21 protein-coding genes are annotated in these 22759 nt (G+C 63.8%); 20 read left to right on the top strand and 1 reads right to left on the bottom strand.

The window, feature by feature from the left end; all coding sequences use genetic code 11:
- The first annotated feature begins 9 nt into the window (after window positions 1-9).
- From V8J82_RS18855 to V8J82_RS18840, 4 genes are all read left to right on the top strand, one after another.
- The gene (locus tag V8J82_RS18855) at window positions 10-1413 is read left to right on the top strand and encodes a UDP-N-acetylmuramoyl-tripeptide--D-alanyl-D-alanine ligase (protein WP_339977555.1); all 1404 of its coding nucleotides are present in this window, start codon (window positions 10-12) and stop codon (window positions 1411-1413) included.
- Window positions 1414-1431: 18 nt separating this feature from the next.
- Window positions 1432-2517: a phospho-N-acetylmuramoyl-pentapeptide-transferase gene (gene mraY / locus V8J82_RS18850; protein WP_339977553.1), complete on the top strand. Its 1086-nt coding sequence runs from the start codon at window positions 1432-1434 to the stop codon at window positions 2515-2517.
- Between the two features lie 154 nt (window positions 2518-2671).
- Complete coding sequence (gene murD / locus V8J82_RS18845) at window positions 2672-4069, top strand: UDP-N-acetylmuramoyl-L-alanine--D-glutamate ligase (protein WP_339977932.1); 1398 nt, start codon at window positions 2672-2674, stop codon at window positions 4067-4069.
- A 324-nt stretch (window positions 4070-4393) separates the two neighbouring features.
- Complete coding sequence (locus V8J82_RS18840) at window positions 4394-4804, top strand: VOC family protein (RefSeq protein WP_339977551.1); 411 nt, start codon at window positions 4394-4396, stop codon at window positions 4802-4804.
- Between the two features lie 134 nt (window positions 4805-4938).
- Here V8J82_RS18840 and V8J82_RS18835 read toward each other — a convergent pair whose 3' ends face one another.
- Window positions 4939-6138: an MFS transporter gene (locus tag V8J82_RS18835; RefSeq protein ID WP_339977549.1), complete on the bottom strand. Its 1200-nt coding sequence runs from the start codon at window positions 6136-6138 to the stop codon at window positions 4939-4941.
- Between the two features lie 241 nt (window positions 6139-6379).
- On the opposite strand from V8J82_RS18835, the gene V8J82_RS18830 reads away from it, so the two are divergent.
- From V8J82_RS18830 to V8J82_RS18755, 16 genes are all read left to right on the top strand, one after another.
- On the top strand, window positions 6380-7546 hold the full coding sequence (locus V8J82_RS18830; protein ID WP_339977547.1) for a peptidoglycan glycosyltransferase FtsW: 1167 nt from the start codon (window positions 6380-6382) through the stop codon (window positions 7544-7546).
- Between the two features lies 1 nt (window position 7547).
- Window positions 7548-8657, top strand: coding sequence for a UDP-N-acetylglucosamine--N-acetylmuramyl-(pentapeptide) pyrophosphoryl-undecaprenol N-acetylglucosamine transferase (locus V8J82_RS18825; RefSeq protein ID WP_339977545.1), 1110 nt, complete (start codon window positions 7548-7550; stop codon window positions 8655-8657).
- A 1-nt stretch (window position 8658) separates the two neighbouring features.
- Entirely contained in the window at window positions 8659-10086 is a 1428-nt protein-coding gene (gene murC, locus V8J82_RS18820; RefSeq protein ID WP_339977543.1) for a UDP-N-acetylmuramate--L-alanine ligase, read from the top strand.
- Window positions 10083-10325, top strand: a complete 243-nt coding sequence (locus V8J82_RS18815) for a DUF2484 family protein (RefSeq protein WP_339977541.1) — start codon at window positions 10083-10085, stop codon at window positions 10323-10325. The genes murC and V8J82_RS18815 overlap by 4 nt, the downstream gene beginning before the upstream one ends.
- The gene (locus tag V8J82_RS18810; RefSeq protein ID WP_339977539.1) at window positions 10322-10591 is read left to right on the top strand and encodes a DUF2484 family protein; all 270 of its coding nucleotides are present in this window, start codon (window positions 10322-10324) and stop codon (window positions 10589-10591) included. Before V8J82_RS18815 ends, V8J82_RS18810 begins: the two co-directional genes overlap by 4 nt.
- Window positions 10591-10860, top strand: coding sequence for a hypothetical protein (locus V8J82_RS18805; protein ID WP_339977537.1), 270 nt, complete (start codon window positions 10591-10593; stop codon window positions 10858-10860). Before V8J82_RS18810 ends, V8J82_RS18805 begins: the two co-directional genes overlap by 1 nt.
- A gap of 2 nt (window positions 10861-10862) precedes the next feature.
- On the top strand, window positions 10863-11030 hold the full coding sequence (locus V8J82_RS18800) for a hypothetical protein (protein ID WP_339977535.1): 168 nt from the start codon (window positions 10863-10865) through the stop codon (window positions 11028-11030).
- Window positions 11014-11943 carry a UDP-N-acetylmuramate dehydrogenase gene (murB, locus tag V8J82_RS18795; RefSeq protein ID WP_339977533.1) on the top strand — a complete coding sequence of 310 codons (930 nt, stop codon included), beginning with the start codon at window positions 11014-11016 and terminating at the stop codon, window positions 11941-11943. The genes V8J82_RS18800 and murB overlap by 17 nt, the downstream gene beginning before the upstream one ends.
- 77 nt (window positions 11944-12020) lie before the next feature.
- Window positions 12021-12944 (top strand): D-alanine--D-alanine ligase, encoded by a 924-nt coding sequence (locus V8J82_RS18790; protein WP_339977531.1) that lies wholly within the window; start codon window positions 12021-12023, stop codon window positions 12942-12944.
- On the top strand, window positions 12932-13834 hold the full coding sequence (locus tag V8J82_RS18785; protein WP_339977529.1) for a cell division protein FtsQ/DivIB: 903 nt from the start codon (window positions 12932-12934) through the stop codon (window positions 13832-13834). The genes V8J82_RS18790 and V8J82_RS18785 overlap by 13 nt, the downstream gene beginning before the upstream one ends.
- Complete coding sequence (gene ftsA, locus V8J82_RS18780) at window positions 13831-15159, top strand: cell division protein FtsA (RefSeq protein ID WP_339977526.1); 1329 nt, start codon at window positions 13831-13833, stop codon at window positions 15157-15159. The genes V8J82_RS18785 and ftsA overlap by 4 nt, the downstream gene beginning before the upstream one ends.
- Before the next feature lie 193 nt (window positions 15160-15352).
- Window positions 15353-16960 (top strand): cell division protein FtsZ, encoded by a 1608-nt coding sequence (gene ftsZ, locus V8J82_RS18775; protein WP_339977524.1) that lies wholly within the window; start codon window positions 15353-15355, stop codon window positions 16958-16960.
- A 295-nt stretch (window positions 16961-17255) separates the two neighbouring features.
- The gene (gene lpxC / locus V8J82_RS18770) at window positions 17256-18173 is read left to right on the top strand and encodes a UDP-3-O-acyl-N-acetylglucosamine deacetylase (RefSeq protein WP_339977522.1); all 918 of its coding nucleotides are present in this window, start codon (window positions 17256-17258) and stop codon (window positions 18171-18173) included.
- Between the two features lie 137 nt (window positions 18174-18310).
- On the top strand, window positions 18311-19198 hold the full coding sequence (locus tag V8J82_RS18765) for an outer membrane protein assembly factor BamD (RefSeq protein WP_339977520.1): 888 nt from the start codon (window positions 18311-18313) through the stop codon (window positions 19196-19198).
- Window positions 19199-19242: 44 nt separating this feature from the next.
- Complete coding sequence (recN, locus tag V8J82_RS18760) at window positions 19243-20895, top strand: DNA repair protein RecN (protein ID WP_339977518.1); 1653 nt, start codon at window positions 19243-19245, stop codon at window positions 20893-20895.
- Between the two features lie 204 nt (window positions 20896-21099).
- A complete protein-coding gene (locus tag V8J82_RS18755; RefSeq protein ID WP_339977930.1) occupies window positions 21100-22737 on the top strand; it encodes a chloride channel protein in 1638 nt (545 codons plus the stop codon).
- The last annotated feature ends 22 nt before the right edge of the window (window positions 22738-22759 follow it).

The raw sequence follows: 22759 nt of genomic DNA, 5'->3' as shown, positions 1-22759 counted from the left end.
TCCGATCCCATGAGCCTCTGGACCTCTGCCGATGCGGCCGCTGCGACGGGCGGCAAAGTGGGCTCGGATTGGGTGGCCGATGGGGTATCCATCGACACACGCAGTCTCCAGCCCGGTGATCTGTTCGTGGCGCTCGCGGATATGCGCGACGGGCACGATTTCGTGGCCCAGGCGCTTGAGAAAGGCGCGGCTGCGGCGATGGTGTCCCGCGTGCCTGACGGCGTTGATCCCGCCGCCTGTCTGCTGGTCGATGATGTGCTGCCCGCTCTTGGGCGCTTGGGCGCGGCGGCCCGCGCGCGGTGCGCGGCCAAGGTGATCGCCATCACCGGATCGGTTGGGAAAACCACGGCCAAGGATATGCTGCGCGCCGCGCTGGATCGTCAGGGGCGCATTCACGTGGCGGTGGATTCCTACAACAATCATTGGGGTGTGCCCCTGACCCTGGCGCGGATGCCGTCGGATACGGATTTTGCCGTGATCGAGATCGGCATGTCGGCCCCCGGGGAGATCGCGCCGCTGACGCGCATGGCCCGGCCCCATGTGGCGCTGATCACCACAATCGCGCCCGCCCATTTCGAGGCCTTCGGTTCGCTTGAGGGGATTGCGCGCGAAAAAGCATCGATATTTGAAGGGCTTGAGCGAGGCGGCATCGCGATTGTGCCGTTGGATGTCGATACCGCACCGATCTTGCTTGAGGCCGCGCGCGCCCATGCCGCCGAAATCGTAACCTTCGGTGAGGCGGAGGGCGCGGATTTACGGCTTGCGGATGTGATCCTGAGCGATGATGCCACGGTGATGCGGATCGCCACCGAGGAAGGGGGTCGGCTGGCCAAGCTGTCAGTGGCCGGGCGCCATTATGCGATCAATGCGGTTGCAGTTCTCTGTGCGGTTGCGGCGGCGGGTGCGGACCCGACCCAGGCGGCGATCATGATGTCCCACTGGACGCCGGTGAAGGGCCGCGGGGTGCGCCAGAGCATATCGCTGAGCCGGACCGACGATCTGACCATCGAACTGATCGATGATGCCTTTAATGCCAACCCGACCTCTTTGGCGGCGGGCCTGGAGGTGCTGGCCGCCGCCACGCCGATCCGGGGCGGGCGCCGGATTGCGGTCTTGGGCGACATGCTGGAATTGGGCGCCGAGGCTGAGGCGATCCATGCCGAAATCGCCGATCTTGCGTCGATGGAGGCCGTTGATATCGTCCATACGAGCGGCCCGCTGATGGAGAATCTCTATAACGCGTTGCCCGCTGCGAAACGCGGGCGCCACACTGAAACCGCGCCTGCGATGGCCCGCGCACTGCCGCGCGAACTGCGTCCGGGCGATGTCGTGCTTGTCAAAGGCTCCAAGGGTAGCCGGGTCTCCGTGGTGGTTGACGCCTTGCGGAAACTGGGGCAAGGCGTTGAGGATTGAGGGCGAGGTGACCGCTATATGTTGTTTTGGCTAAGTGCTCTGTCGGATGGCGGAGATTTTTTCAATCTGTTCCGATACATAACCTTCCGCGCCGGGGGGGCGTTCTTTACCGCGCTGGTTTTCGGATTCGTGTTTGGGCGTCCCCTGATCAATGCACTGCGCAAAAAGTACAAGAACGGACAGCCAATCCGCGAAGACGGCCCGGCCCATCATATCGAAAACAAGGCGGGTACTCCGACCATGGGCGGCTTGCTGATCTTGGCCGCGCTGACCCTGTCAACGCTACTATGGGCGCGGCTCGACAACCCCTATGTCTGGATGGTTCTCGGCGTGACCGTGGCCTTCGGGTTGGTGGGCTTCGCCGATGATTGGGCCAAGGTCAGCCGCAATTCCACGGCGGGCGTGTCCGGCCGTGTGCGCCTGGCGGTGGGCTTTGTGATCGCCTTCGCAGCGGGGATGCTCGCGACCTATCTGCATCCTGTCGAATTGGCGGGGCAATTGGCGTTTCCGGTGTTCAAGGATGTGCTTCTGAATATGGGCTGGGTCTTTATTCCCTTCGCCATGATCGTGATCGTGGGCTCGGCCAACGCGGTGAACCTGACGGATGGGTTGGACGGGCTGGCGATCATGCCGGTGATGATCGCCGCCGGAACGTTGGGTGTCATCGCGTATGCGGTCGGGCGGGTGGACTTCACCGAATATCTGGACGTGCATTACGTGCCGGGCACCGGGGAATTGTTGATCTTCACCGCCGGGCTGATCGGCGGGGGGCTTGGATTCCTGTGGTACAACGCGCCGCCTGCGGCGGTGTTCATGGGCGATACCGGATCCCTGGCCCTGGGCGGTGCCCTGGGCGCGATCGCCGTAGCCACCAAGCACGAGATCGTCCTGGCGATTGTGGGCGGTGTGTTTGTGGCCGAGGCCGTCAGCGTGATTGTGCAGGTCGCTTACTTCAAAGCCACCGGCAAGCGGGTGTTCCTGATGGCGCCGATCCATCACCATTACGAGAAGAAGGGCTGGGCAGAGCCGCAGGTCGTGATCCGGTTCTGGATCATCTCGTTGATCTTGGCGCTGATTGGGTTGGCCACGCTGAAATTGCGGTGAGTGTCCGGAGTCTGATCCAATTGCGACGCCTGCGGCGTCATTCGTTTGGTATGATGGGCGCCCGGTGGCCCTGGGTGGGGCGCCATGGGGAGGGTCGGCTTGTTGGAGCCGTGGCTGTGGGTATTTTGGGCCAATGGAAGAAGGGGTGGGCGCGATGATCCCGGTGGTCGGATTTGAGGGGCAATCGGTGCTGGTTCTGGGTCTGGGGCGGTCCGGTCTGGCGGCGGCGCTCGCCCTGCGCGAGGGCGGCGCGGATGTGATCTGCTGGGATGATGGCGAGGCGGCGCGCAGCCGCGCGGTGGAGGCCGGGTTTGTCGTGGAAGATCCGCTGCGCGGGGATGTCATGGCGCGGCTGGCCTGTGTCGTGACCTCGCCCGGGATCGCACATTTGTATCCGGCGCCGCATCGGGTGTTGGCGGCGGCCTATGCGGCGGGTGTGCCGGTCGATAACGATGTGGGCTTGTTCTTTCGGTCGTTGGGGCAGGGCGATTGGGCCTTGCATGACACGCCGCCGCGGGTGGTGGCGGTGACGGGATCGAATGGGAAATCCACGACCTCGGCCCTGATCGCGCATATTCTGGAGGAGGCCGGGGTTCCGGTTCAGCTGGCCGGCAATATCGGGCGGGGCGTATTGGATATCGAGCCGCCTGTGGATGGCGAGGTGGTGGTGTTGGAGTTGAGCTCTTATCAGACCGACCTGGCGCGCGCGCTGACGCCGGATATCGCCGTCTTCACCAATCTGTCGCCCGATCATCTGAACCGCCATGGCGGGATGGGGGGATATTTCGCGGCGAAGCGGCGGCTGTTTGCGGAAGGTGGGCCCGAGCGCGCGGTGATCGGTGTGGATGAGCCCGAGGGCGCCTATCTGGCCGGGCAATTGGCCGAAGGTGCGGCGGACAATCGGGTGATCCGGGTGCGCGCGGGCAAGGTCGGCGATGCGCCGGGTTGGGAGCTTTCGACGCGCAAGGGCTGGTTGAGCGAGATGCGCAAGGGGCGGCAGGTGGCCTCGATCGATCTGCGGGATGTGCCGGGCTTGCCAGGCGCCCATAATCATCAGAACGCGGCCTGCGCCTATGGCGTGTGCCGGGCCTTGGGCCTGGCGCCGCGGGTGATCGAGGCGGCGTTTGGCACGTTCGAGGGGCTGCCCCATCGCTCGCAACGGGTGGCGGAGATCGGCGGTGTGGCCTTCGTGAATGACAGCAAGGCCACGAATGTCGATGCGGCGGCCAAGGCGTTGGGCGCGTTCAAACGGATCCGCTGGATCTGTGGCGGGTTGGAGAAGGAAGGCGGCCTGGACGGGTTGTGGGAGGCGGCGGGGACGGTCGTGAAGGCCTATGTGATCGGGCGGGAGGCAGAAGCCTTTGCGATGAAGCTGGGTGATCTGCAATCCGAGGTCTGCGGCGATATGGCGACCGCCGTAGCGCGCGCGGCGGCGGAGGCCGAGCCGGGAGAGACGGTGTTGCTGGCCCCGGCGGCGGCAAGCTTCGATCAATATGACAGCTTCGAGACGCGGGGGGCGGATTTCATCGCGCAAGTGGACAAGCTGAGATGAGCGGCCCGCGGGCCGAAACTCTGCGCACGCGCCCCTGTCTGCGGCGGCTGGACACATGCCACCGGTCGTTTTGCAGGACCCTTCCGGCCCGATCCGTGGACATGGTCTTACTGGGGATCCGAGCGCTGCGGGTTCGCCCGTGGCCAACCCCGTCGATAGATCCGCGACTACATCGATGGGTAATGGACGATCCCGGCTGCGCTTTGCAGTTCGGCGCCTTGGATGCGTAGGCTGGATGGTTGACGGACCGGTAGGGTCAATCACGACGTGTGATCCGGTCGCCTGGCCCCCGATCTGACGGCGGGGCCTATTCGTGTTAAGGTTGTGCCGTTCAGCTTGGAGGGCGGCGCGATGGGCAAGGTGATTGGGGTTGGCGGCGTGTTTTTCGCCTGCGCGGATCCGGGTGCGACGAAGGATTGGTATGTGCGGGTGCTGGGCCTGGAGGCGACGGATTTCGGTGGCTTCATGTTCAGCCATGAGACCAGCGCCGAGACCTGCGGCAAAGGGGCGATGACGATCTTTGCGCCGTTCGACGCCAAAGCAGATTACTTCAAACCCTCGGATCTGCCCTTCATGATCAATCTGATGGTCGATGATCTCGATGCCGTTCTCACGCGCTGCAAGGACGAGGGGGTTGACGAGGTGCAGCCCGCCGAAAGCCATGAATACGGGCGCTTTGCCTGGATCATGGACCCCGACGAGCGCAAAATCGAGTTGTGGCAACCGATAGGATGACTTTCCGATCCGATGGCGCGCGGTCTGCCGCGAATGGCGGTGTCTGAACCGCTTACCGACGAGGCGCGTCCGGTTGGGCCACCAGCGGGATCCGGGCAGGTAGCCCCCTTGTTATCCAACGATTGAGACAGACGTCAGTCCAGCTTCAGCCGGAGGGCCATCAGGGTCACAAGAAGCAGGACGCCACCGCCAACGACAAAAGGCGCGCCGACCGATATCAAGCTGACAAGCAGGGCCCCGGCGAACGGCGCCGAGAGCAACGCGATGGTATTCGCCGCCTCGCTGAGCGCCGTGACAGAGCCCATGCGCGTCTCGGGCACGGTATCCTGCAGGATGACCCGCACAGGCACCACCGCCATGGCAAATGTGACGCCCAGGATTGCGAAAATCGCCAGGAGAAGGGCGAGCGTCATCTCTGCCCCGACCAGGTCGAATACGCCGAGCGCCACGGCCAATACGCCGGACAAGGCGGTCCCACCGGCGATCCAAAGCTGCGGATGCTTCAAATCGGGCAAGATGGAAAAGACCACCGCGCCGACGACACCGCCAGCCCCCACTGCCGCCAATGCATATCCCAGATGCTGCTGTTCGAACCCCAGTTGCTGCGTCAGCGGCGCGATAAAGGTGTCGTAGATGAACAAGGCGAAAAACGTGGCCGCCATGATCAGGATGACCCGCCGTATGACCAGATTCGAGCGAACCAGGGCCAGCCCACCGCCGATCCCGGCAAACAGGCCGCCCGGTTCGTCTACAGTTGTCTCCCTCAGCCGCTCGATCCGGGCAAGCCGCATCGCAAGGAGCGCGGCGGATGCCGAAATCACCGCATTCACGAGGAAGATTGCCATGGGCGCAAACCAGATGAGGAATGTTCCGCCCAAGCCCGGCGCCACGATCTTGGAGGCCTGGTTGATGCCGTGGCTCAACCCGTTGGCCGATGCGCGAGTGCCCTCATCGGTCAGGGCTTGCAGGGCCGCTTGCTTGGCCGGTGTGAAGAAACTGTCGACCGAACTGCGCAAGGCGACCAGGAGGATCAAGACGGGCCAGTCGCCCGCAAAGAAGAAGGCGCCGGTCACCGCGGCGCGTCCCAAATTGCTGAAAATCAGAACGGTCTTGATCTGAACGCGATCCACAAGCGCGCCCGCAACCGGCCCGACAATCAGATAGGGGGCGCCCATGCCCACCGCCAGAAGGGCATAGGCGATGCTGGGCGCGTCCCAGACGAAGGCCAACAGGGTGCCGATGGCCACGAAATCGAGCCAATCGGAAAAGTCAGCCGGCAGCTGCGCGAGGAGCAGCTTTCGGATTTCGGGATTCTTGAGGGCGCTGGGATACATGGCGCCACCGTGATGGGAAATCCAAGGCGCAACAACCGTCTGGATCCCTAGTGCCGTGAAATATCCAGGCGCGGCGCCGATCCGGGCCGTCCCATATGGGGTGTGCCCGTTGCCAAGAACTGCGCAGTTCTTTCTGGCCAGGGGCGGCAAATCGCGGTACTGTGGCAGGATAGATCCAGGAAAACCTGGACATAAGCAGTATTTGCCCCGGTCAACGGGGTCCAAGCAAGGCAGGCGCTCCATGACGGAAATGGCGCACGGGACAGTTGTCGTCCATACGGGCGACGCGGTGATTCCGCGGTGGTGGCGGTCGGTGGACCGCGTGACGTTGGGGTGCATCTTTGCGCTCTTTGCGATTGGTATCCTTTTGGGCTTTGCGGCCTCGCCGCCCCTGGCGGACCGCAACGGCCATGAACCTTTCCATTATGTGATCCGGCAGGCAGCCTTTGGGGGCCTCGCGCTGAGCGTCATGGTTCTGGTGTCGATGATGAACCCAATCGCGGTACGCCGCTGGGGCGTGCTGGGCTTTTTCGCGGCCGTTGCGGCGGTGGCTTTGCTGCCGATGTTCGGCACCGATTACGGGCAGGGCGCGACACGGTGGTATTCGCTGGGCTTTGCGTCGCTCCAGCCCTCGGAATTCCTGAAACCGGTCTTCGTGGTCTTCACCGCCTGGATGATGGCCGCCAGCCAAGAGGTGGCGGGCCCGCCGGGCAAAAGCGTGTCCTTGTTCGTGACCCTGGTCTTGGTGGCGTTTCTGGCAATGCAGCCCGATTTCGGACAGGCGGCGCTGATCATCTTTGCCTGGTCGGTGATCTACTTCGTGGCGGGCGCGCCGATGCTGATCCTGATGGGATTTGCGGGGCTTGTGATCGCGGGCGGTGTGTTCGCCTATTATGCCTCCGAGCATTTCGCGCGCCGGATTGACGGGTTCCTGAGCACCGAGGTCGCGCCGAATTCACAGCTGGGCTTTGCCACCGACGCGATCCGCGAAGGCGGACTGTTCGGCACCGGGCTGGGCGAAGGCTCGGTCAAATGGACCTTGCCGGATGCGCATACCGATTTCATCATCGCGGTGGCGGCGGAGGAATATGGTATGGTCCTGGTGGGCCTGATCATTGCGCTGTACATGACGATTGCGCTGCGCAGCTATTACCGTCTGATGAAAGAGCGGGACCCGTTCGCGCGGCTGGCGGGCACCGGGCTGGTCAGCCTGCTGGCGCTACAGGCCTTCATCAATATGGGTGTGGCGGTGCGCTTGCTGCCCGCCAAGGGCATGACGCTGCCCTTTGTCAGCTATGGCGGATCGTCCCTGATTGCGACGGGGATCCTGGTGGGCATGTTGTTGGTCTTTACACGGACCCGACCCCAGGGCGCGATTGCCGATCATCTGCTGATGCGGACGCGATAGGGTGACGGGCCAACCCCATATCATCATCGCCGCCGGAGGCACGGGCGGGCATATGTTCCCCGCCCAGGCGCTGTCGGATGCGCTGCTGCGCAAGGGCTGGCGCGTGACGCTCAGCACCGATGCGCGCGGTGCGCGGTATACGGGCGGCTATTCCCACGCGGTTGAAATCCGGCAAGTGTCGAGCGCTACGTTCACGCGGGGCGGGATCTTGGCCAAGCTGGTGGTGCCGTTTCGGATTTTTGGCGGTGTGGTGACGGCCTCGCTGCGGATGTGGCGCGAAAAGCCCGATGTGGTGGTGGGGTTCGGCGGTTATCCGACGATCCCGGCCCTGTCGGCAGCGGTGATCACCGGGCGCCCCCGGATGCTCCATGAACAAAACGGGGTGCTGGGCCGGGTCAATGCGCTCTTTGCAAAACGCGTGGCCCATGTGGCCTGCGGTACCTGGCCGACCGAGGTGCCCGAGGGCGTCGATGCCGTCCATACCGGCAATCCCGTCCGCGCTGGCATCGTGGAGCGCAGCGGCGCGCCCTACACGCCGCCGGGCGATTGGCCGATGAGCTTGCTGGTCTTTGGCGGGTCCCAGGGAGCGCGCATCCTGTCGGATATGGTGCCCGCGGCGGTGGCGCTGTTGCCGGAAGAGACGCGGCAGCATTTGCGGATCAGCCAACAGGCCCGCGAGGAAGACGTGGACCGCGTGCGCGCCGCCTATGATGAGATGGGCATCCGCGCCGAGATCGAGACCTTCCTCAACGATATGCCCAACCGTCTGGCCGAAGCGCAGTTGATCATTTGCCGCTCGGGCGCCTCGTCAGTGGCCGATATCAGCATTGTCGGGCGTCCGGCGATCTATGTGCCGCTGGCCATTGCCGTGCGCGACGAGCAAAGCGCCAATGCGCGCGCGCCCGTCGATGCGGGGGCGGCGGTTCTGATGCCCGAAAGCCGTCTGACGCCCGAAAGTCTGTCTGAGACGATCCAAACCATTCTGTCGCAGCCCCAAGCCGCCACGATGATGGCCAATGCGGCTTTGTCGGTTGCCGTACCTGACGCGACGCAACGGCTGGTTGCGCTCGTCGAGAATCTTGCCCAAAAGCCCGGGGCACAGGAGGGGTAACATGAACGCAGCCGCCGTCACGAAACTTCCAACTCAACTCGGACCGATCCACTTCGTGGGGATCGGCGGGATCGGCATGTCGGGCATTGCCGAAGTGTTGCTGAATCACGGCTACGACGTGCAGGGCAGCGATCTGCGCCCCTCGAAGATCACCGAGCGGCTGAAGGATCTGGGCGCACGAATCTCCATCGGTCAGGCGGCGGACAATCTGGGTGAGGCCGAGGTTGTGGTCATCTCCAGCGCGATCAAGCCGGGCAACGCCGAATTGGATGCTGCGCGGGCACGTGGCCTGCCGGTGGTGCGCCGGGCCGAGATGCTGGCCGAGCTGATGCGCCTGCGTTCGAACATCGCGGTGGGCGGGACCCACGGCAAGACGACGACGACGACGATGGTGGCGACGCTTCTGGACCATGGCGGCGTTGATCCGACGGTGATCAACGGCGGGATCATCCATGCCTACGGCTCGAATGCCCGTGTGGGGCAGGGCGATTGGATGGTGGTGGAGGCCGACGAGAGCGACGGCACCTTCAACCGCTTGCCCGCGACCATCGCCATCGTCACCAATATCGACCCCGAGCATATGGAGCATTGGGGCACGATCGAGAACCTGCGCCAGGGCTTTCACGATTTCGTCTCGAACATCCCGTTCTACGGGCTGGCGGTCTGTTGCACCGATCATCCCGAAGTGCAGGCTTTGGTCGGGCGCATCACCGATCGCCGCGTGGTGACCTTCGGCTTCAACGCCCAGGCCGATGTGCGCGCGATGAACCTGACCTATCAGGGCGGTGTGGCGCATTTCGATATCGCGCTGCAGGGCGATGACGTGGTGATCGAGCATTGCCGCCTGCCGATGCCGGGCGATCACAACATCTCGAATGCTTTGGCCGCGGTGGCCGTGGCCCGCCATTTGGGCATGAAAGCCGACGAAATTCGCGAAGCGTTAGCGAGCTTTAAGGGCGTTAACCGTCGGTTTACCAAAGTGGGCGATATTGGTGGGATCACGATTATCGACGATTACGGCCATCACCCTGTTGAAATCGCCGCGGTTCTGAAAGCGGCCCGTCAATCGACAGAAGGGCGCGTGATCGCGGTTCATCAGCCGCATCGTTACTCGCGGCTCAACGCGCTGTTCGACGATTTTTGCGCCTGTTTCAACGAGGCCGACGTGGTTGCTATTGCCGAAGTCTATGCCGCCGGGGAAGACCCGATTGAAGGCGCCAGCCGCGATGATCTGGTGGCGGGCATGATCCGCCATGGCCATCGCCATGCCCGCGCGATCCTGGACGAGGACGATCTGGAACGTCTGGTGCGCGAACAGGCCCGGCCTGGTGACATGGTCGTCTGCCTGGGCGCTGGCACGATCAGCGCCTGGGCCAATGGCCTGATCGACCGCCTGAAAGACCTCGACAAGAAAGTTGTGGGGGGATGAGCCTGGCCCTGACACTGGCCTGTCTGTGGGTGCTTGCCTCGGCCATCACGGCGATGTTGCCGATGCGGTTTCAATATGTGCCGGGTGTTGCCTTGCTGATCCTGGCGCTGCCCTTGGCCGTGTTTGTCGGCCTGAGCCATGGCTGGATTTGGGTTGCGATTGCGCTGTTTGCCATCGCCTCGATGTATCGCAACCCGCTGCGCTATTTCTGGAACCGCCTTGCGGGGAGGGTCGAATGATCCCGATATCTCTGATCATGTGCTGCATTTGGGCGGTGCTGGCCTGTCTGGCGGGCTTGACCCCGCAACGCTACCACTGGCCCGCAGCCTGGACCTTGATCGCGACGGGTATCCCGCTGCTGGGCTGGGTGACGATGCAGACCGGCCCGTTGGTGGGACTGATCTTTCTGGTTGCCGGTGCCTCGGTCCTGCGTTGGCCCCTGATCCGCGCAAGCCAAGGGTTGCGCCGCTTCGTCGCCGCGCCGCCGGAGGACAAGGCGCCCTGATGGACAGCCTGACGCTGATCATCGGCTTTGCACTTATGGCCGGGCTGGCGGCGGGGTATGCGACAGCGAGGTTTGCACCGGTTTGGGCGGTGTGGACGCTAGGCCTGGTGTGCCTTGCAGCGCTCATCTTAGGTGCCGGTGTCATTGCAATCACGGCCAGTGCCGGTTTGATGCTGTGGTCGGGCATTGCGATTATGCCCTTCGCCGCCGCTGTGTTGTTGGCCGGCGCGATTGGATTGATCGTGCGGTCGCAAGTGGCGCGCCCGTGATGGTGCTGATGCCTGTTGATCGCGGGGTGGCGGATGGCCGGTCGGGGATCGGCACTGCCTTTGCGATTTTTCTGATGGCGATGCCGGGCTTGCTGGGCCTTGGGCTGGGGACCCCTGCGGCATATCTGCGCCCTGTTTTGAGTGAGGAACGCAATGGCCGAGCTTCCTGAATCGCGCGGGCGCCTGATGGCGGGCCGGGCCTTGTCGGATCTGACCTGGCTGCGTGTGGGTGGACCGGCGGAGTGGCTGTTTCAACCTGCCGATGCGCAGGATCTGGCGGAGTTCCTGACCGCCCTGGATCCGGCCATTCCGGTCTTTCCCATGGGCGTCGGATCGAACCTGATCGTGCGCGATGGCGGCATTCGCGGTGTGGTGATCAAGCTGGGTCGACCGTTCATGGATATCGCGGTGGACGGTGACAGGGTCACCGCAGGTGCGGCGGCTTTGGATGCGCGGGTGGCGAAAGCGGCGGCGGAGGCGGGCATTGACCTGACCTTTCTGCGCACCATCCCCGGATCGCTTGGCGGGGCGTTGCGGATGAATGCGGGCTGCTATGGCAGCTATGTGGCCGATCATGTCGTCGCGGCGGAGCTTGTGCTGCGCGACGGCACGCCGGTGATGCTTGGCGCGGATGACATCACCTTTGCCTATCGTCAAACCGATCTGCCCGAGGGCGCAATCGTCACCTCGGTCACGCTGAGGGGCGGGGCGGGGGATCCGGTGGCCCTGGCTGCGAAGATGGAAGATCAATTGGCCAAACGCGACGCGACGCAACCTACGAAAGACCTGACCGCGGGCAGCACGTTCCGCAATCCGGCGGGGTTTTCATCGACGGGCCGCGCCGATGACACCCACGACCTGAAGGCCTGGAAGGTCATCGATCAGGCCGGAATGCGCGGTGCGACGCGGGGCGGGGCGCAAATGTCGCCCATGCATTCCAATTTTCTGGTCAATACCGGTGGCGCAACCGCCGCAGAATTGGAAGGTTTGGGCGAAGAGGTCAGAAAAAGGGTGTACGAAACCCAAGGTATAGATTTAGAATGGGAAATTATGCGCGTGGGGGAACCTGCGGGCACATCATAAAAGCAAGGCTCCGCATAAACAGCGGGGGAAACCGATCCGGCAGGCACGTATCTGCAGGACAGTTTGAGGACAGATTGGTGGCAGGGTTGAGCAGCCTTCCATCCCGTGTTGTCGTTTTGATGGGTGGCCCCTCGGCTGAGCGCGAGGTGTCGCTGAGCACTGGTGAAGAGTGCGCCAAGGCGTTGCGCGGTGAGGGATTTGACGTGATCGAGGTCGATGCGGGCCCCGACCTGTCTGTGCGTTTGTCCGACATAAAGCCCGACGCGGTGTTCAACGCGCTCCATGGTCGGTGGGGCGAGGATGGCTGCGTGCAGGGCCTGCTGGAATGGCTCCGCGTGCCCTATACGCATTCCGGCGTGCTGGCCTCGGCCCTGGCGATGGACAAGACCCGCGCCAAGACGGTGTTCCGCAGCATCGGCCTGCCAGTCGCCGAAAGCCTGATCACGGAACGCGACCGCGCCCGGTCCGAGCATGTCATGGCGCCGCCCTATGTGGTGAAGCCCAATAACGAGGGCTCTTCGGTCGGTGTTTACCTGGTGCACGAGGCCGCCAATGGCCCGCCTGTCTTGTCCGATGACATGCCAGAAGAGGTGCTGGTTGAGACTTTTGTGCCGGGGCGGGAACTGACCTGCTCGGTGCTGGGCGACCGGGGTGCGCTGACGGTGACCGAGATCCTGACCGAGGGCTGGTACGATTACGACGCGAAATACAAGCCGGGCGGATCGCGCCACGAGGTGCCCGCGCAGATCCCGCAACCGGTTTTCGAGGCTTGTATGGACATGGCAACGCGCGCCCATGCGGCATTGGGATGCCGGGGCGTCAGCCGTACCGATTTCCGCTGGGACGACACGCGCGGTCTGGACGGGCTGATCGTTCTGGAAACCAATACCCAGCCGGGCATGACGCCGACCTCTCTGACACCGGAACAGGCCGAGGCCTGTGGCATGTCGTTCGGTCAGCTCTGCCGTTGGCTTGTGGAGGATGCGTCATGCGACAGATAGTGGCTCGTCGCGGACCTGTTTTGTCCGATCCCGCCCCGTCGCGGCTCAGCTACCGGGCGACGCGGCTCTGGCTGACGCCGATCTTTCGCAAAGCGCTGGCTTACGGCCTGCCCATCGCGGCGGTGGCCGGAGGCGTGGCCTGGTATCTGAGCGATGCGAGCCGGGTTGAGGCGATCGTCACGGCGGCCTCGGAAGTGCGGCGCGAGATCGAGGATCGCCCGGAATTCCGCGTTAATGTGCTGGGGATCGATGGGGCCAGCCCACAGGTCACCGAAGAGGTGCGGGCCGCGCTGGCGCTCGATCTGCCGATCTCGTCGTTCGATCTGGATCTGGAGCGATTGCGCGGCCGGGTTGAGGCCTTGCCCCCCGTGCGCAGCGCCGATCTGCGGATTCAATCGGGCGGCTATCTGGCGGTGCAGATTGATGAACGCGTGCCCGCGACGCTGTGGACCACCCATGAGGGGCTGAGCATCCTGGACCGCGAGGGGCATTTCATCGCCGGATACGGCACGCGGGAACTGAACGGACCCTTGCCGATGATCGCGGGGCAGGGGGCCAATGGGCAGGTGCCCGAGGCATTGGAGCTGTTTGCCGCCGCCGCCCCTTTGGGTGGGCGCGTCCATGGCCTGGTGCGGATGGGCGAACGGCGCTGGGATCTGGTTCTGACGGATGGCACGCGGATCCTGCTGCCGGAAACCGGTGCGCGCGGGGCGCTCGACCGGGTGTTGGCGATGCATGATGTGGGCGAGATTTTGGCGCGCGATGTCACCATCGTGGATGCGCGCAATCCGGCGCGCCTGACAGTGCGCCTGACGGAAACGGCTTTGGAAGATCTGTGGCGCCTGCGCAGCGGGGCACCATTGAACGGGGCGGAGGGGAACGCCGGATGACGATGCTATACCAAACCCAGCGCGCGATGCGCGCCAAGCGGCAAGAGGCCATGCGCCGGGGTGTGATCGCGGTGCTGGATATCGGCACCTTCAAGGTGGGCTGCCTGGTCCTGCGGATCGAAAACCCCGATCTGGCCGATGACGGGATTGGCGCGATGGCCGGGCAATCGTCGTTCCGGGTAATCGGGGCGGCCACGACACGGTCGCGCGGGGTGAAGTTCGGCGAGATCGACACGGTGCACGAAACCGAGCGCGCCATTCGTACCGCGGTGCAGGCCGCTCAGAAGATGGCCAATGCCCGGGTCGACCATGTGATCGTGTCGCTCAGCGGGGCGCGCCCGCGCAGCTACGGCCTGACCGGTGAGGTCGAGATCCAGACCGGCGCCGTGGAAGATCACGATATCGGCCGGGTCCTGTCGGTTTGCGACATGCCCGATATCGGAATGGGGCGCGAAGTGCTGCATGCGCAGCCGGTGAATTTCTCGCTCGATCACCGCACGGGCCTCAGCGATCCGCGCGGCCATGTGGGCAATCGCTTGTCGGTCGATATGCATCTGCTGACCGTCGAGGGCGGCGCGATTGAAACGCTGCTGCATTGCGTGAAACGCTGCGACCTGGAACTTGCCGGATTGGCCAGCGCACCCTATGTGGCCGCGATGTCGTCGCTGGTGGAGGATGAGCAAGAGCTGGGCGCGGCGTGCATTGATATGGGGGCAGGCGCCACGTCGCTGTCGATCTTCATGAAGAAGCACATGATCTTTGCCGATACGGTGCGGATGGGCGGCGCTCATATCACCCGAGATATCAGTCAGGGTCTGCAGATCCCGATGGACAAGGCCGAGCGGATCAAGACCAAGTTCGGCGGTCTGATGGCCACGGGGCTCGACGACCGGGAGATCATCGAGTTGGAGGCCGATACTGGCGATTGGCACCATGACCGGCGCACCGTCAGCCGGGCCGAGTTGATCGGTGTGATGCGCCCGCGTGTCGAAGAGATCCTGGAAGAGGTGCGCGCGCGTCTGGATGCGGCGGGGTTCGAGCATCTACCCTCGCAGCGGATTGTGCTGACAGGCGGCGGGTCGCAGATCCCCGGGCTGGACGGGTTGGCGAGCCGCATTCTGGGCAACCAGGTGCGTCTCGGGCGACCCATGCGCGTCGCGGGCCTGCCGCAGACCGCTTATGGCGCGCAATTCTCGGCCTGTGTTGGCCTGGCGCTGTTTGCGGCTAGCCCCCAGGACGAATGGTGGGACTTCGATTTGCCCGCCGACCGGCTGCCTGCACGCTCGATCCGGCGCGCAGTGAAATGGTTCCGCGACAATTGGTGACCCCTTTATCTGGGGTGTGACCGCTAGATCACCGAAAAACTTGGCCCAAACTGGCCATATTTCGCGCATTGTGCGGATTTTCCACGTGACGCCGCGTTTGGAAACCGGTAGGCTTTTCGGCAATAAACGAGGCAGAAACGGCGATCCGGCGCAAAGACTGGACACCAGGACAAGGAACAGGCGGACAGTATCGATGACTCTGAATCTCACTATGCCCGAGGCCCAGCCGGAGCTGAAACCCCGCATCACCGTGTTCGGTGTGGGCGGGGCAGGCGGCAATGCCGTTAATAATATGATCGATCAGCAGCTGGATGGCTGCGAATTCGTGGTGGCCAACACCGACGCTCAGGCGCTGGCGCAATCGCGCGCCTCGGCCATTATCCAGATGGGCGCCCGGGTGACCGAAGGGCTTGGCGCAGGCGCGCGGCCCGCCGTGGGGGCCAGCGCCGCCGAAGAATCAATCGAAGATATCGTGGATCACCTGGCCGGTGCGCATATGTGCTTCATCACCGCCGGGATGGGCGGTGGCACTGGAACAGGCGCCGCGCCGATCATCGCACAAGCCGCCCGCGAGTTGGGTGTTCTGACCGTTGGTGTTGTGACCAAACCCTTCCAGTTCGAGGGCAGCAAGCGGATGCGCCAGGCCGATGAGGGCATCGACGCCCTGCAAAAGGTCGTGGACACGCTGATCATCATCCCGAACCAGAACCTGTTCCGCTTGGCGAATGAGAAAACCACGTTCACCGAAGCCTTCGCCATGGCCGATGACGTCCTGTATCAGGGCGTAAAGGGTGTGACCGATCTGATGGTGCGGCCCGGCCTGATCAACCTCGACTTCGCCGACGTCCGCGCGGTGATGAACGAGATGGGCAAAGCCATGATGGGAACGGGCGAGGCCGATGGCGAAAGCCGCGCGCTGCAAGCCGCCGAGAAGGCGATTGCCAACCCGCTTTTGGATGAAATCAGCCTGAAGGGCGCCCGTGGCGTGCTGATCAACGTGACCGGCGGCTACGATCTGACCCTGTTCGAGCTGGACGAAGCGGCCAACCGGATCCGCGAGGAAGTGGACCCGGATGCAAACATCATCGTCGGCTCGACGCTCGATACGAACATGGAAGGCCAGATGCGGGTCAGCGTTGTCGCCACGGGGATCGATGCGGTCGAGCAGACTGTGCCAATGCCATCGCGTGAGATCCACGCCGCCGCTGCGGCCGTTTCGGGTGCCGTCGCGCACGAGGCCGACATGGCGCCTGTCGCCGAGATGGAGCAACCAACCGAGAGTGCGGCCGAAGAGCCGTCGCTCTTCGAAGGCTTCCATGCCGAAGAGGCCGCCGCCCCTGAGCCGCTGATCGACGAGGTCGACGACGTGCCGCCGCCCGCCTATCAGCCTGCTGCGGTCGCGCCTGCCCCGGCACCAGAACCCGCGCCGGTGCATCATGCACCGGTTCCCCCACAGCGCCCGCAAGTTGTCGCCTCGACCGAGCCCCAGGGTGAATATGTTGCACCGAAACCGAAAGCGCCGGGTTCGCCGACGCCCGAGGCCTTGGCGCGCTTGCGGGCCGCTATCCAGCGTGACCTGCCGCAGGAACAACCGGCGGATGCCCATGGTCAGAAACGGGGCTTCGGGATCAACTCGCTGATCAACCGGATGACGGGCAGTGCCGAGGAGGCCGCGCCTGTTGAACGTCGTCAGCCGCCGATGGGCCATGCCGCACCGCGGCATCCGGTGGAGGAAACGGCGGTCGATCCAGATCAGGAACGGATCGAAATCCCGGCGTTTTTGCGACGTCAGGCGAATTAACCGACTCACGATCAATGCAAAAAGGCCAGCCTTGCGCTGGTCTTTTTTGCTTTTAAGTCAGCGATTTAAGCCTAGCTGTGTCGCGATTCGGCAAGATTTTGCCGAGGCCGTGAGCCATTGTTGCAGCGCGTCATAAAGGTTGAATTGTGTCTTTCGCTCGGTCCGGTTACCCCCAATATTACGCGGAATGTGGTTTCGCCAAATGACGGGTGAAATTGGACCGTGGCACCGAATAATCGGCCCCGAAATGAGGGTCGGCGCGGCGCAAGTGGGACAGTTAAGAGCGGGCAGAGTGATGCAGGCAACGATTAAATCAGAAGCGACGTTTACGGGCGTTGGGCTTCACACCGGGCGGCTGGTCCGGATGAGCGTCCTTCCGCAACCCGCCCATAGCGGGATCCGATTTCAGCGTCGCGATCTGGAGAATGTGGCGCCGGTGGCCGCGCGTCACGATCTTGTCCCTCACAGTCGGCTGTGCACCAAGCTGGTCGGCGATCACGGCTTCGAAGTGTCGACCATCGAACATATCATGGCGGCGCTGGCGGGGTGTGGAATCCATAACGCGCTGGTGCAGGTCGATGGCCCGGAATTGCCGATCCTGGACGGGTCGGCAGCGCCGTTTGTCCGGGGCCTTCTGAAGGCCGGGATCCAACGCCAGGCGGCGATGATCCAGGCATTGGAAGTCTTGAAAGAGGTCCGCGTCGAGGACGGCAATGCCTTTGCGATGCTAAGCCCCGCCGATGGACTTGAGATGGATTTCACCATCGACTTCGAGGACGCCGCGATCGGCCATCAGCGGCGTGTCGCCAATCTGGCCAATGGCCGGTTCGTGCGCGAATTGTGTGACAGCCGCACCTTCTGTCGCCGCGCCGATGTGGAGATGATGCACGAGGCCGGCCTGGCCCTGGGCGGAACCTATGACAACGCGGTTGTGGTTGACGGCTCTGACGTGCTCAGCCCCGGCGGTTTCCGCCATGCCGACGAAGCGGTGCGCCATAAAATGCTGGACGCTTTGGGCGATCTGGCCTTGGCCGGTGCTCCGATCTTGGGGCGTTACACCGGTATGCGGGCGGGTCACATGTTGACCAACCAATTGCTGCGCGCTGCCTTTGATACCCCCGGCGCGCTGCGTCGCGTGGATTGCACCGATGCCCAGGCCGCGCGCTTGCCGGGCGTCGGCGTGAAGTCCGCAGATCTGGCCCACGTCGCCTGAAACACCCCGACAACACGATTGGGTTAACCACCTGCATCGCGGGGCGTATCGGGGATTTTGCCCGCAAAAGGAATGTGCTAGACCCATGCGAGAGCGGCCCCGCTTGGGCGTGTGTATTGGGTTTGAGGCCATTTCGAATGACCACATCGCGTTTTAAGATCTCCGGTGCCGCGTTGGCATTGACCTTGGTGTTGGCCGGTTGCGGAGGCGGCGGCGGTGGGGGTCTGTTCGGGGGCGGCGGGGGCGGTGGTTTCCTGGCCAGCCGCGGCAATACGGTGCCGGTCGAACAGCTTGAGGCCGAGGCGATCTACCGCCAGGCCGAGGCGCAGCTTGAACGCGGCAGGGCCGACCGCGCCGCGGAATTGTTTATCGAGATCGAGCGTCTGCATCCCTATTCCGCCTGGGCCGAGCGCGGCCTGATCATGGCGGCCTTCGCCTATCACGAAGACGATGATTACGAATCTGCGCGGGTCGCGGCGCAGCGCTATCTGGATTTCTACCCCGGCAACGAAGATGCCGCCTATGCGCAATATCTGCTGGCGCTGAGCTACTACGACCAGATCGATCAGGTGGGCCGCGACCAAGGCGTGACCTTCCAGGCGCTACAGGCCTTGCGCGTGGTGATCGAACGCTATCCCGACAGCGAATATACCCAGGATGCGATCCTGCGCTTTGACCTGGCCTTTGACCATCTGGCCAGCAAAGAGATGGAAGTGGGTCGGTATTACCTGCGGAGGCAGCATTATACCTCCGCCATTAACCGGTTCCGTGTTGTTGTCGAAGAATTCCAGACTACGACCCACACGCCAGAGGCTCTGCTGCGTCTGGTTGAAGCCTACCTGGCCCTTGGCCTGACCGATGAGGCGCAAACCGCGGGCGCGATCTTGGGTTATAACTTCCAAAGCTCACCCTTCTACGACGATGCGTTCCGGCAGTTGACCGGCCAGGGCCTGTCGCTTGAGGCGCGGGGCGAGAATTGGTTGCGCGAGGTCTGGCAACAAACGGTGCGTGGCGACTGGCTGTAACACCGGCCTTGACGGCCCGGCAGGGTTAAGCGAACACCGCATCTATGCTGCGCCATCTCGATATCCGCGACATGCTGATCATCGACCGGTTGGAATTATCGTTCCAACCGGGCCTGAATGTGCTGACCGGTGAAACGGGCGCGGGCAAATCGATCCTTCTGGATTCGCTGGGATTTGTGTTGGGCTGGCGGGGTAGGGCCGATCTGGTGCGATCCGGTGCCGCCCAGGGCGAGGTGGTGGCTGAGTTCGATCTACCCGAGGGCCACCCGGCTCGCGCGGTGTTGGTGGAGGCGGGATGGTCCGACAGCGATGAGTTGATCCTGCGCCGCATTAATACACCTGAGGGGCGCAAGACCGCCTGGGTCAACGATCGCCGCGCCTCAGGTGAGATCCTGCGCGCTTTGTCGGATGTCTTAGTGGAGTTGCACGGCCAACAAGATGATCGCGGGTTGCTCGACCCGAAAAACCACCGCGCCATGTTGGACGAGTTCGGCGGGCTGGGTGAGGCGCGCGCCAAGGTTGCGAAGGCCTGGCGTAAGCGCGCGGACTGCGACAAGGCGCTTCGCGCGGCTGAGCAGCGTTTGGCTGAGATGAAGGATGAGGAAGACTTCCTACGGCATGCGGTGGCCGAACTGGACAAGCTGTCGCCTGAACCGGGCGAAGAGGCTGAGCTGGACGCCAAGCGCCGCCTGATGCAGGGCGCCGAGAAGATGCGCGAAGACGTGGCCCAAGCCATCGCGGCGCTGGGGCTGAACGGCGCGGAAGGCGCACTTGGCGATGCGCAGCGCTGGCTCGACGGTGTGGTGGATCAGGCAGAGGGGCGGTTGGAACTGCCGCTGGCCGCATTGGAGCGGGCCTTGGTTGAACTCGGCGAAGCGCAGGCGGGCGTTGCCAGTTTCGCCGAACGCCTGGAATTCAACCCCGCCGAGCTTGAGATGGTTGAAGAGCGCCTGTTTGCCCTGCGGGGCCTGGCGCGGAAACACAACATTCTGGCCGATGATTTGGCGGGTCTGTCCGAGACGCTCAGCACACGTTTGGCGGCGCTTGATGGCGGCGAGGCAGAGATTTCGGATCTGCGTGCGACGTTGAATGCCGCCGATGAGGCCTATCGCAGTGCCGCGGAAGCCTTGTCCGAAAAACGCAAAAAGGCGGCCAAACGGCTCGACAAAGCCATGGCGGCGGAGCTTGCACCGCTCAAGATGGAGCGCGCCGTCTTCGAGACCCGATTTGAAGAGGCGATGCCGGGGCCTGACGGGATCGACGCGGTCACCTTCACGGTTGCCACCAATCTCGGTGCGCCTGCGGGGCCGTTGAACCGCATCGCCTCGGGCGGTGAGTTGAGTCGGTTCCTGTTGGCCTTGAAAGTGTGCCTGACCGCCGATGCGAGCGGGTTGACGATGATCTTTGATGAGATTGACCGCGGCGTTGGCGGTGCCACGGCGGATGCGGTGGGGCGGCGCCTGGCATCGCTAGCCGATGGTGGGCAGGTGCTGGTCGTGACCCATTCCCCGCAAGTGGCCGCGTTGGGGGCGCATCATTGGCGCGTCGCCAAATCGGTCGAGAAAGGCACCACGTTCAGCCGAGTCGTGCCACTTTCGGACGATGACCGCATCGACGAGGTGGCGCGGATGGTGTCCGGTGACACGATCACGGATGCCGCGCGCGACGCCGCGCGGGCCCTCTTGAGCGGCGCTTGAAGCGGGAAACGCTTATTTGATAGCGTGCAGGCTTTTCAAAGCGTTGCCGCTTGTCTACCACAATATCAGACCATGACCGAGCGCGAATGGGGCGGCGCGGCCCCCGCCGCCAGGTGTCCAACGACCCGACCGCGCAGAAAAGCGATCCGCCCCTTGGCCCAGCCCCAGCGCGGTTTTTTCCAGGATCAGGCCCACCGGGCCCGGATGGGCCTGCGCGGGACCTGGCTTTTGCTGCTGGAAAAGGGGCCGAGCCAATTTCAGTTTTGGCTGATCGCTTTGTTCATCGGGATCGCGGCGGGGTTCGCGGCGTTGTTCTTTCGCAGAGGCATTTCCCTGCTACAGGAAACGCTTTACGGCGTCGAAGATGTCCGGATGCTGCACAGCTTTGCCGAAAGCCTGCCCTGGTGGGTGATCTTGATCATCCCGGTCTGCGGCGGGCTGGTGGTGGGGTTGATCTTACATAAGTTTACGCCTGACGGGCGCGTGAGGTCCGTGGCCGATGTGATCGAAGGCGCCGCCTTGGCCGAGGGGCGTGTGGAACAGCGCGCGGGCCTGGCTTCGGCGGCGGCGTCGTTGATCACGCTTGGCTCGGGCGGCTCATCCGGGCGGGAGGGGCCGGTTGTGCACTTGGCCGCTGTGATCTCCAGCCGGGTGAGCGATTGGATCAAGGCCGACGGGATCACCGGGCGCGACCTGTTGGGCTGTGCTGTCGCGGCGGCGGTCAGCGCCAGCTTCAATGCACCGATTGCGGGGGCAATCTTTGCGCTGGAGGTGGTACTGCGCCATTTCGCGGTCCATGCCTTTGCGCCGATCGTCATCGCCTCCGCCGCCGGAACCGTGATCAACCGGCTGGAATTCGGCGATGTGACGGAGTTCATGCTGGGCTCCGACGGGATGCTGCAATTCTATGTCGAACTGCCCGCCTTTCTGATCCTGGGGCTGCTGAGCGGTTTGGTGGCGGTCCTATTCATGCGCGGCACCTTCTTTGCGGAGGATCTGGGCAACGTGTTGCAGCGCCGGTTCAGCATCCCGCGATGGGCGCGACCCGCCTTTGCCGGTTTGATGTTGGGCGGGATGGCGATCTACTTTCCGCATATCATCGGCGTCGGGTACGAGACGACTTCGGCCGCGCTGACCGGTGAGTTGCTGCTATGGGAGGCTGTGGTTTTCGCCATCCTCAAAGCCATTGCCGCCGCCGTCACGATTGCGGGCCGGATGGGGGGCGGAGTGTTTTCGCCCTCGCTGATGATCGGCGCGATCACCGGCTTGGCTTTTGGTCTTGTCGCAACCAGCATCTTCCCTGACGTATCAGGATCCGAGACGCTTTACGCGTTGGCTGGGATGGGTGCGGTGGCGGCCGCGGTTCTGGGCGCGCCGATCTCCACCACATTGATCGTGTTTGAACTGACGGGCGACTGGCAGACCGGTCTGGCGGTGATGGTGGCAGTGTCGATGTCGACGGCGATCTCCTCCAAATTGGTGGACCGGTCGTTCTTCCTGACCCAGCTGGAGCGGCGCAACATCCACCTGGCCGCCGGGCCGCAGGCCTATCTGCTGAGCATGTTCCGCGTGGGCCGCGTGATGCGCCCGATGACCCACGAGGCCGCCGCCCCCGAACAGCGTTTGCTGACCCTGATCGAGCAGGGGATCTTTACCGATCGCAATGCAACGCTGGAAAGCGCGCTGCCGATCTTCGAACGCACGGGGCTCGATTTTGTACCGGTGGTACAATTGTCGCCATCGGGCGGGCCACCGGCCTTGGAGGGTGCATTGTTCCATGTCGATGCGCTGAAGGCCTATAACCGCGCCTTGGCCGCAACCGCCGCGGAAGAGCATAGCTAAACCGGCCTCACGCCTCAGATTT

This window comes from Gymnodinialimonas mytili (genome assembly GCF_037544085.1).
In the GTDB taxonomy this organism is placed as follows: Bacteria; Pseudomonadota; Alphaproteobacteria; order Rhodobacterales; family Rhodobacteraceae; genus Gymnodinialimonas; species Gymnodinialimonas mytili.
Note: the sequence above shows the minus strand (reverse complement) of the source record. Positions and strands in the feature narration are given on the sequence as shown.

Bases quoted from the DNA above. Each gene is read 5' to 3' on its own strand.
- V8J82_RS18855 (WP_339977555.1), top strand. From the start codon at position 10: ATGAGCCTCTGGACCTCTGCCGATGCGGCCGCTGCGACGGGCGGCAAA.
- mraY (WP_339977553.1), top strand. From the start codon at position 1,432: ATGTTGTTTTGGCTAAGTGCTCTGTCGGATGGCGGAGATTTTTTCAAT.
- murD (WP_339977932.1), top strand. From the start codon at position 2,672: ATGATCCCGGTGGTCGGATTTGAGGGGCAATCGGTGCTGGTTCTGGGT.
- V8J82_RS18835 (WP_339977549.1), bottom strand. From the start codon at position 6,138: ATGTATCCCAGCGCCCTCAAGAATCCCGAAATCCGAAAGCTGCTCCTC.
- V8J82_RS18830 (WP_339977547.1), top strand. From the start codon at position 6,380: ATGACGGAAATGGCGCACGGGACAGTTGTCGTCCATACGGGCGACGCG.
- murC (WP_339977543.1), top strand. From the start codon at position 8,659: ATGAACGCAGCCGCCGTCACGAAACTTCCAACTCAACTCGGACCGATC.
- V8J82_RS18815 (WP_339977541.1), top strand. From the start codon at position 10,083: ATGAGCCTGGCCCTGACACTGGCCTGTCTGTGGGTGCTTGCCTCGGCC.
- V8J82_RS18810 (WP_339977539.1), top strand. From the start codon at position 10,322: ATGATCCCGATATCTCTGATCATGTGCTGCATTTGGGCGGTGCTGGCC.
- V8J82_RS18805 (WP_339977537.1), top strand. From the start codon at position 10,591: ATGGACAGCCTGACGCTGATCATCGGCTTTGCACTTATGGCCGGGCTG.
- murB (WP_339977533.1), top strand. From the start codon at position 11,014: ATGGCCGAGCTTCCTGAATCGCGCGGGCGCCTGATGGCGGGCCGGGCC.
- V8J82_RS18785 (WP_339977529.1), top strand. From the start codon at position 12,932: ATGCGACAGATAGTGGCTCGTCGCGGACCTGTTTTGTCCGATCCCGCC.
- ftsA (WP_339977526.1), top strand. From the start codon at position 13,831: ATGACGATGCTATACCAAACCCAGCGCGCGATGCGCGCCAAGCGGCAA.
- ftsZ (WP_339977524.1), top strand. From the start codon at position 15,353: ATGACTCTGAATCTCACTATGCCCGAGGCCCAGCCGGAGCTGAAACCC.
- lpxC (WP_339977522.1), top strand. From the start codon at position 17,256: ATGCAGGCAACGATTAAATCAGAAGCGACGTTTACGGGCGTTGGGCTT.
- V8J82_RS18765 (WP_339977520.1), top strand. From the start codon at position 18,311: ATGACCACATCGCGTTTTAAGATCTCCGGTGCCGCGTTGGCATTGACC.
- recN (WP_339977518.1), top strand. From the start codon at position 19,243: ATGCTGCGCCATCTCGATATCCGCGACATGCTGATCATCGACCGGTTG.
- V8J82_RS18755 (WP_339977930.1), top strand. From the start codon at position 21,100: ATGGGCCTGCGCGGGACCTGGCTTTTGCTGCTGGAAAAGGGGCCGAGC.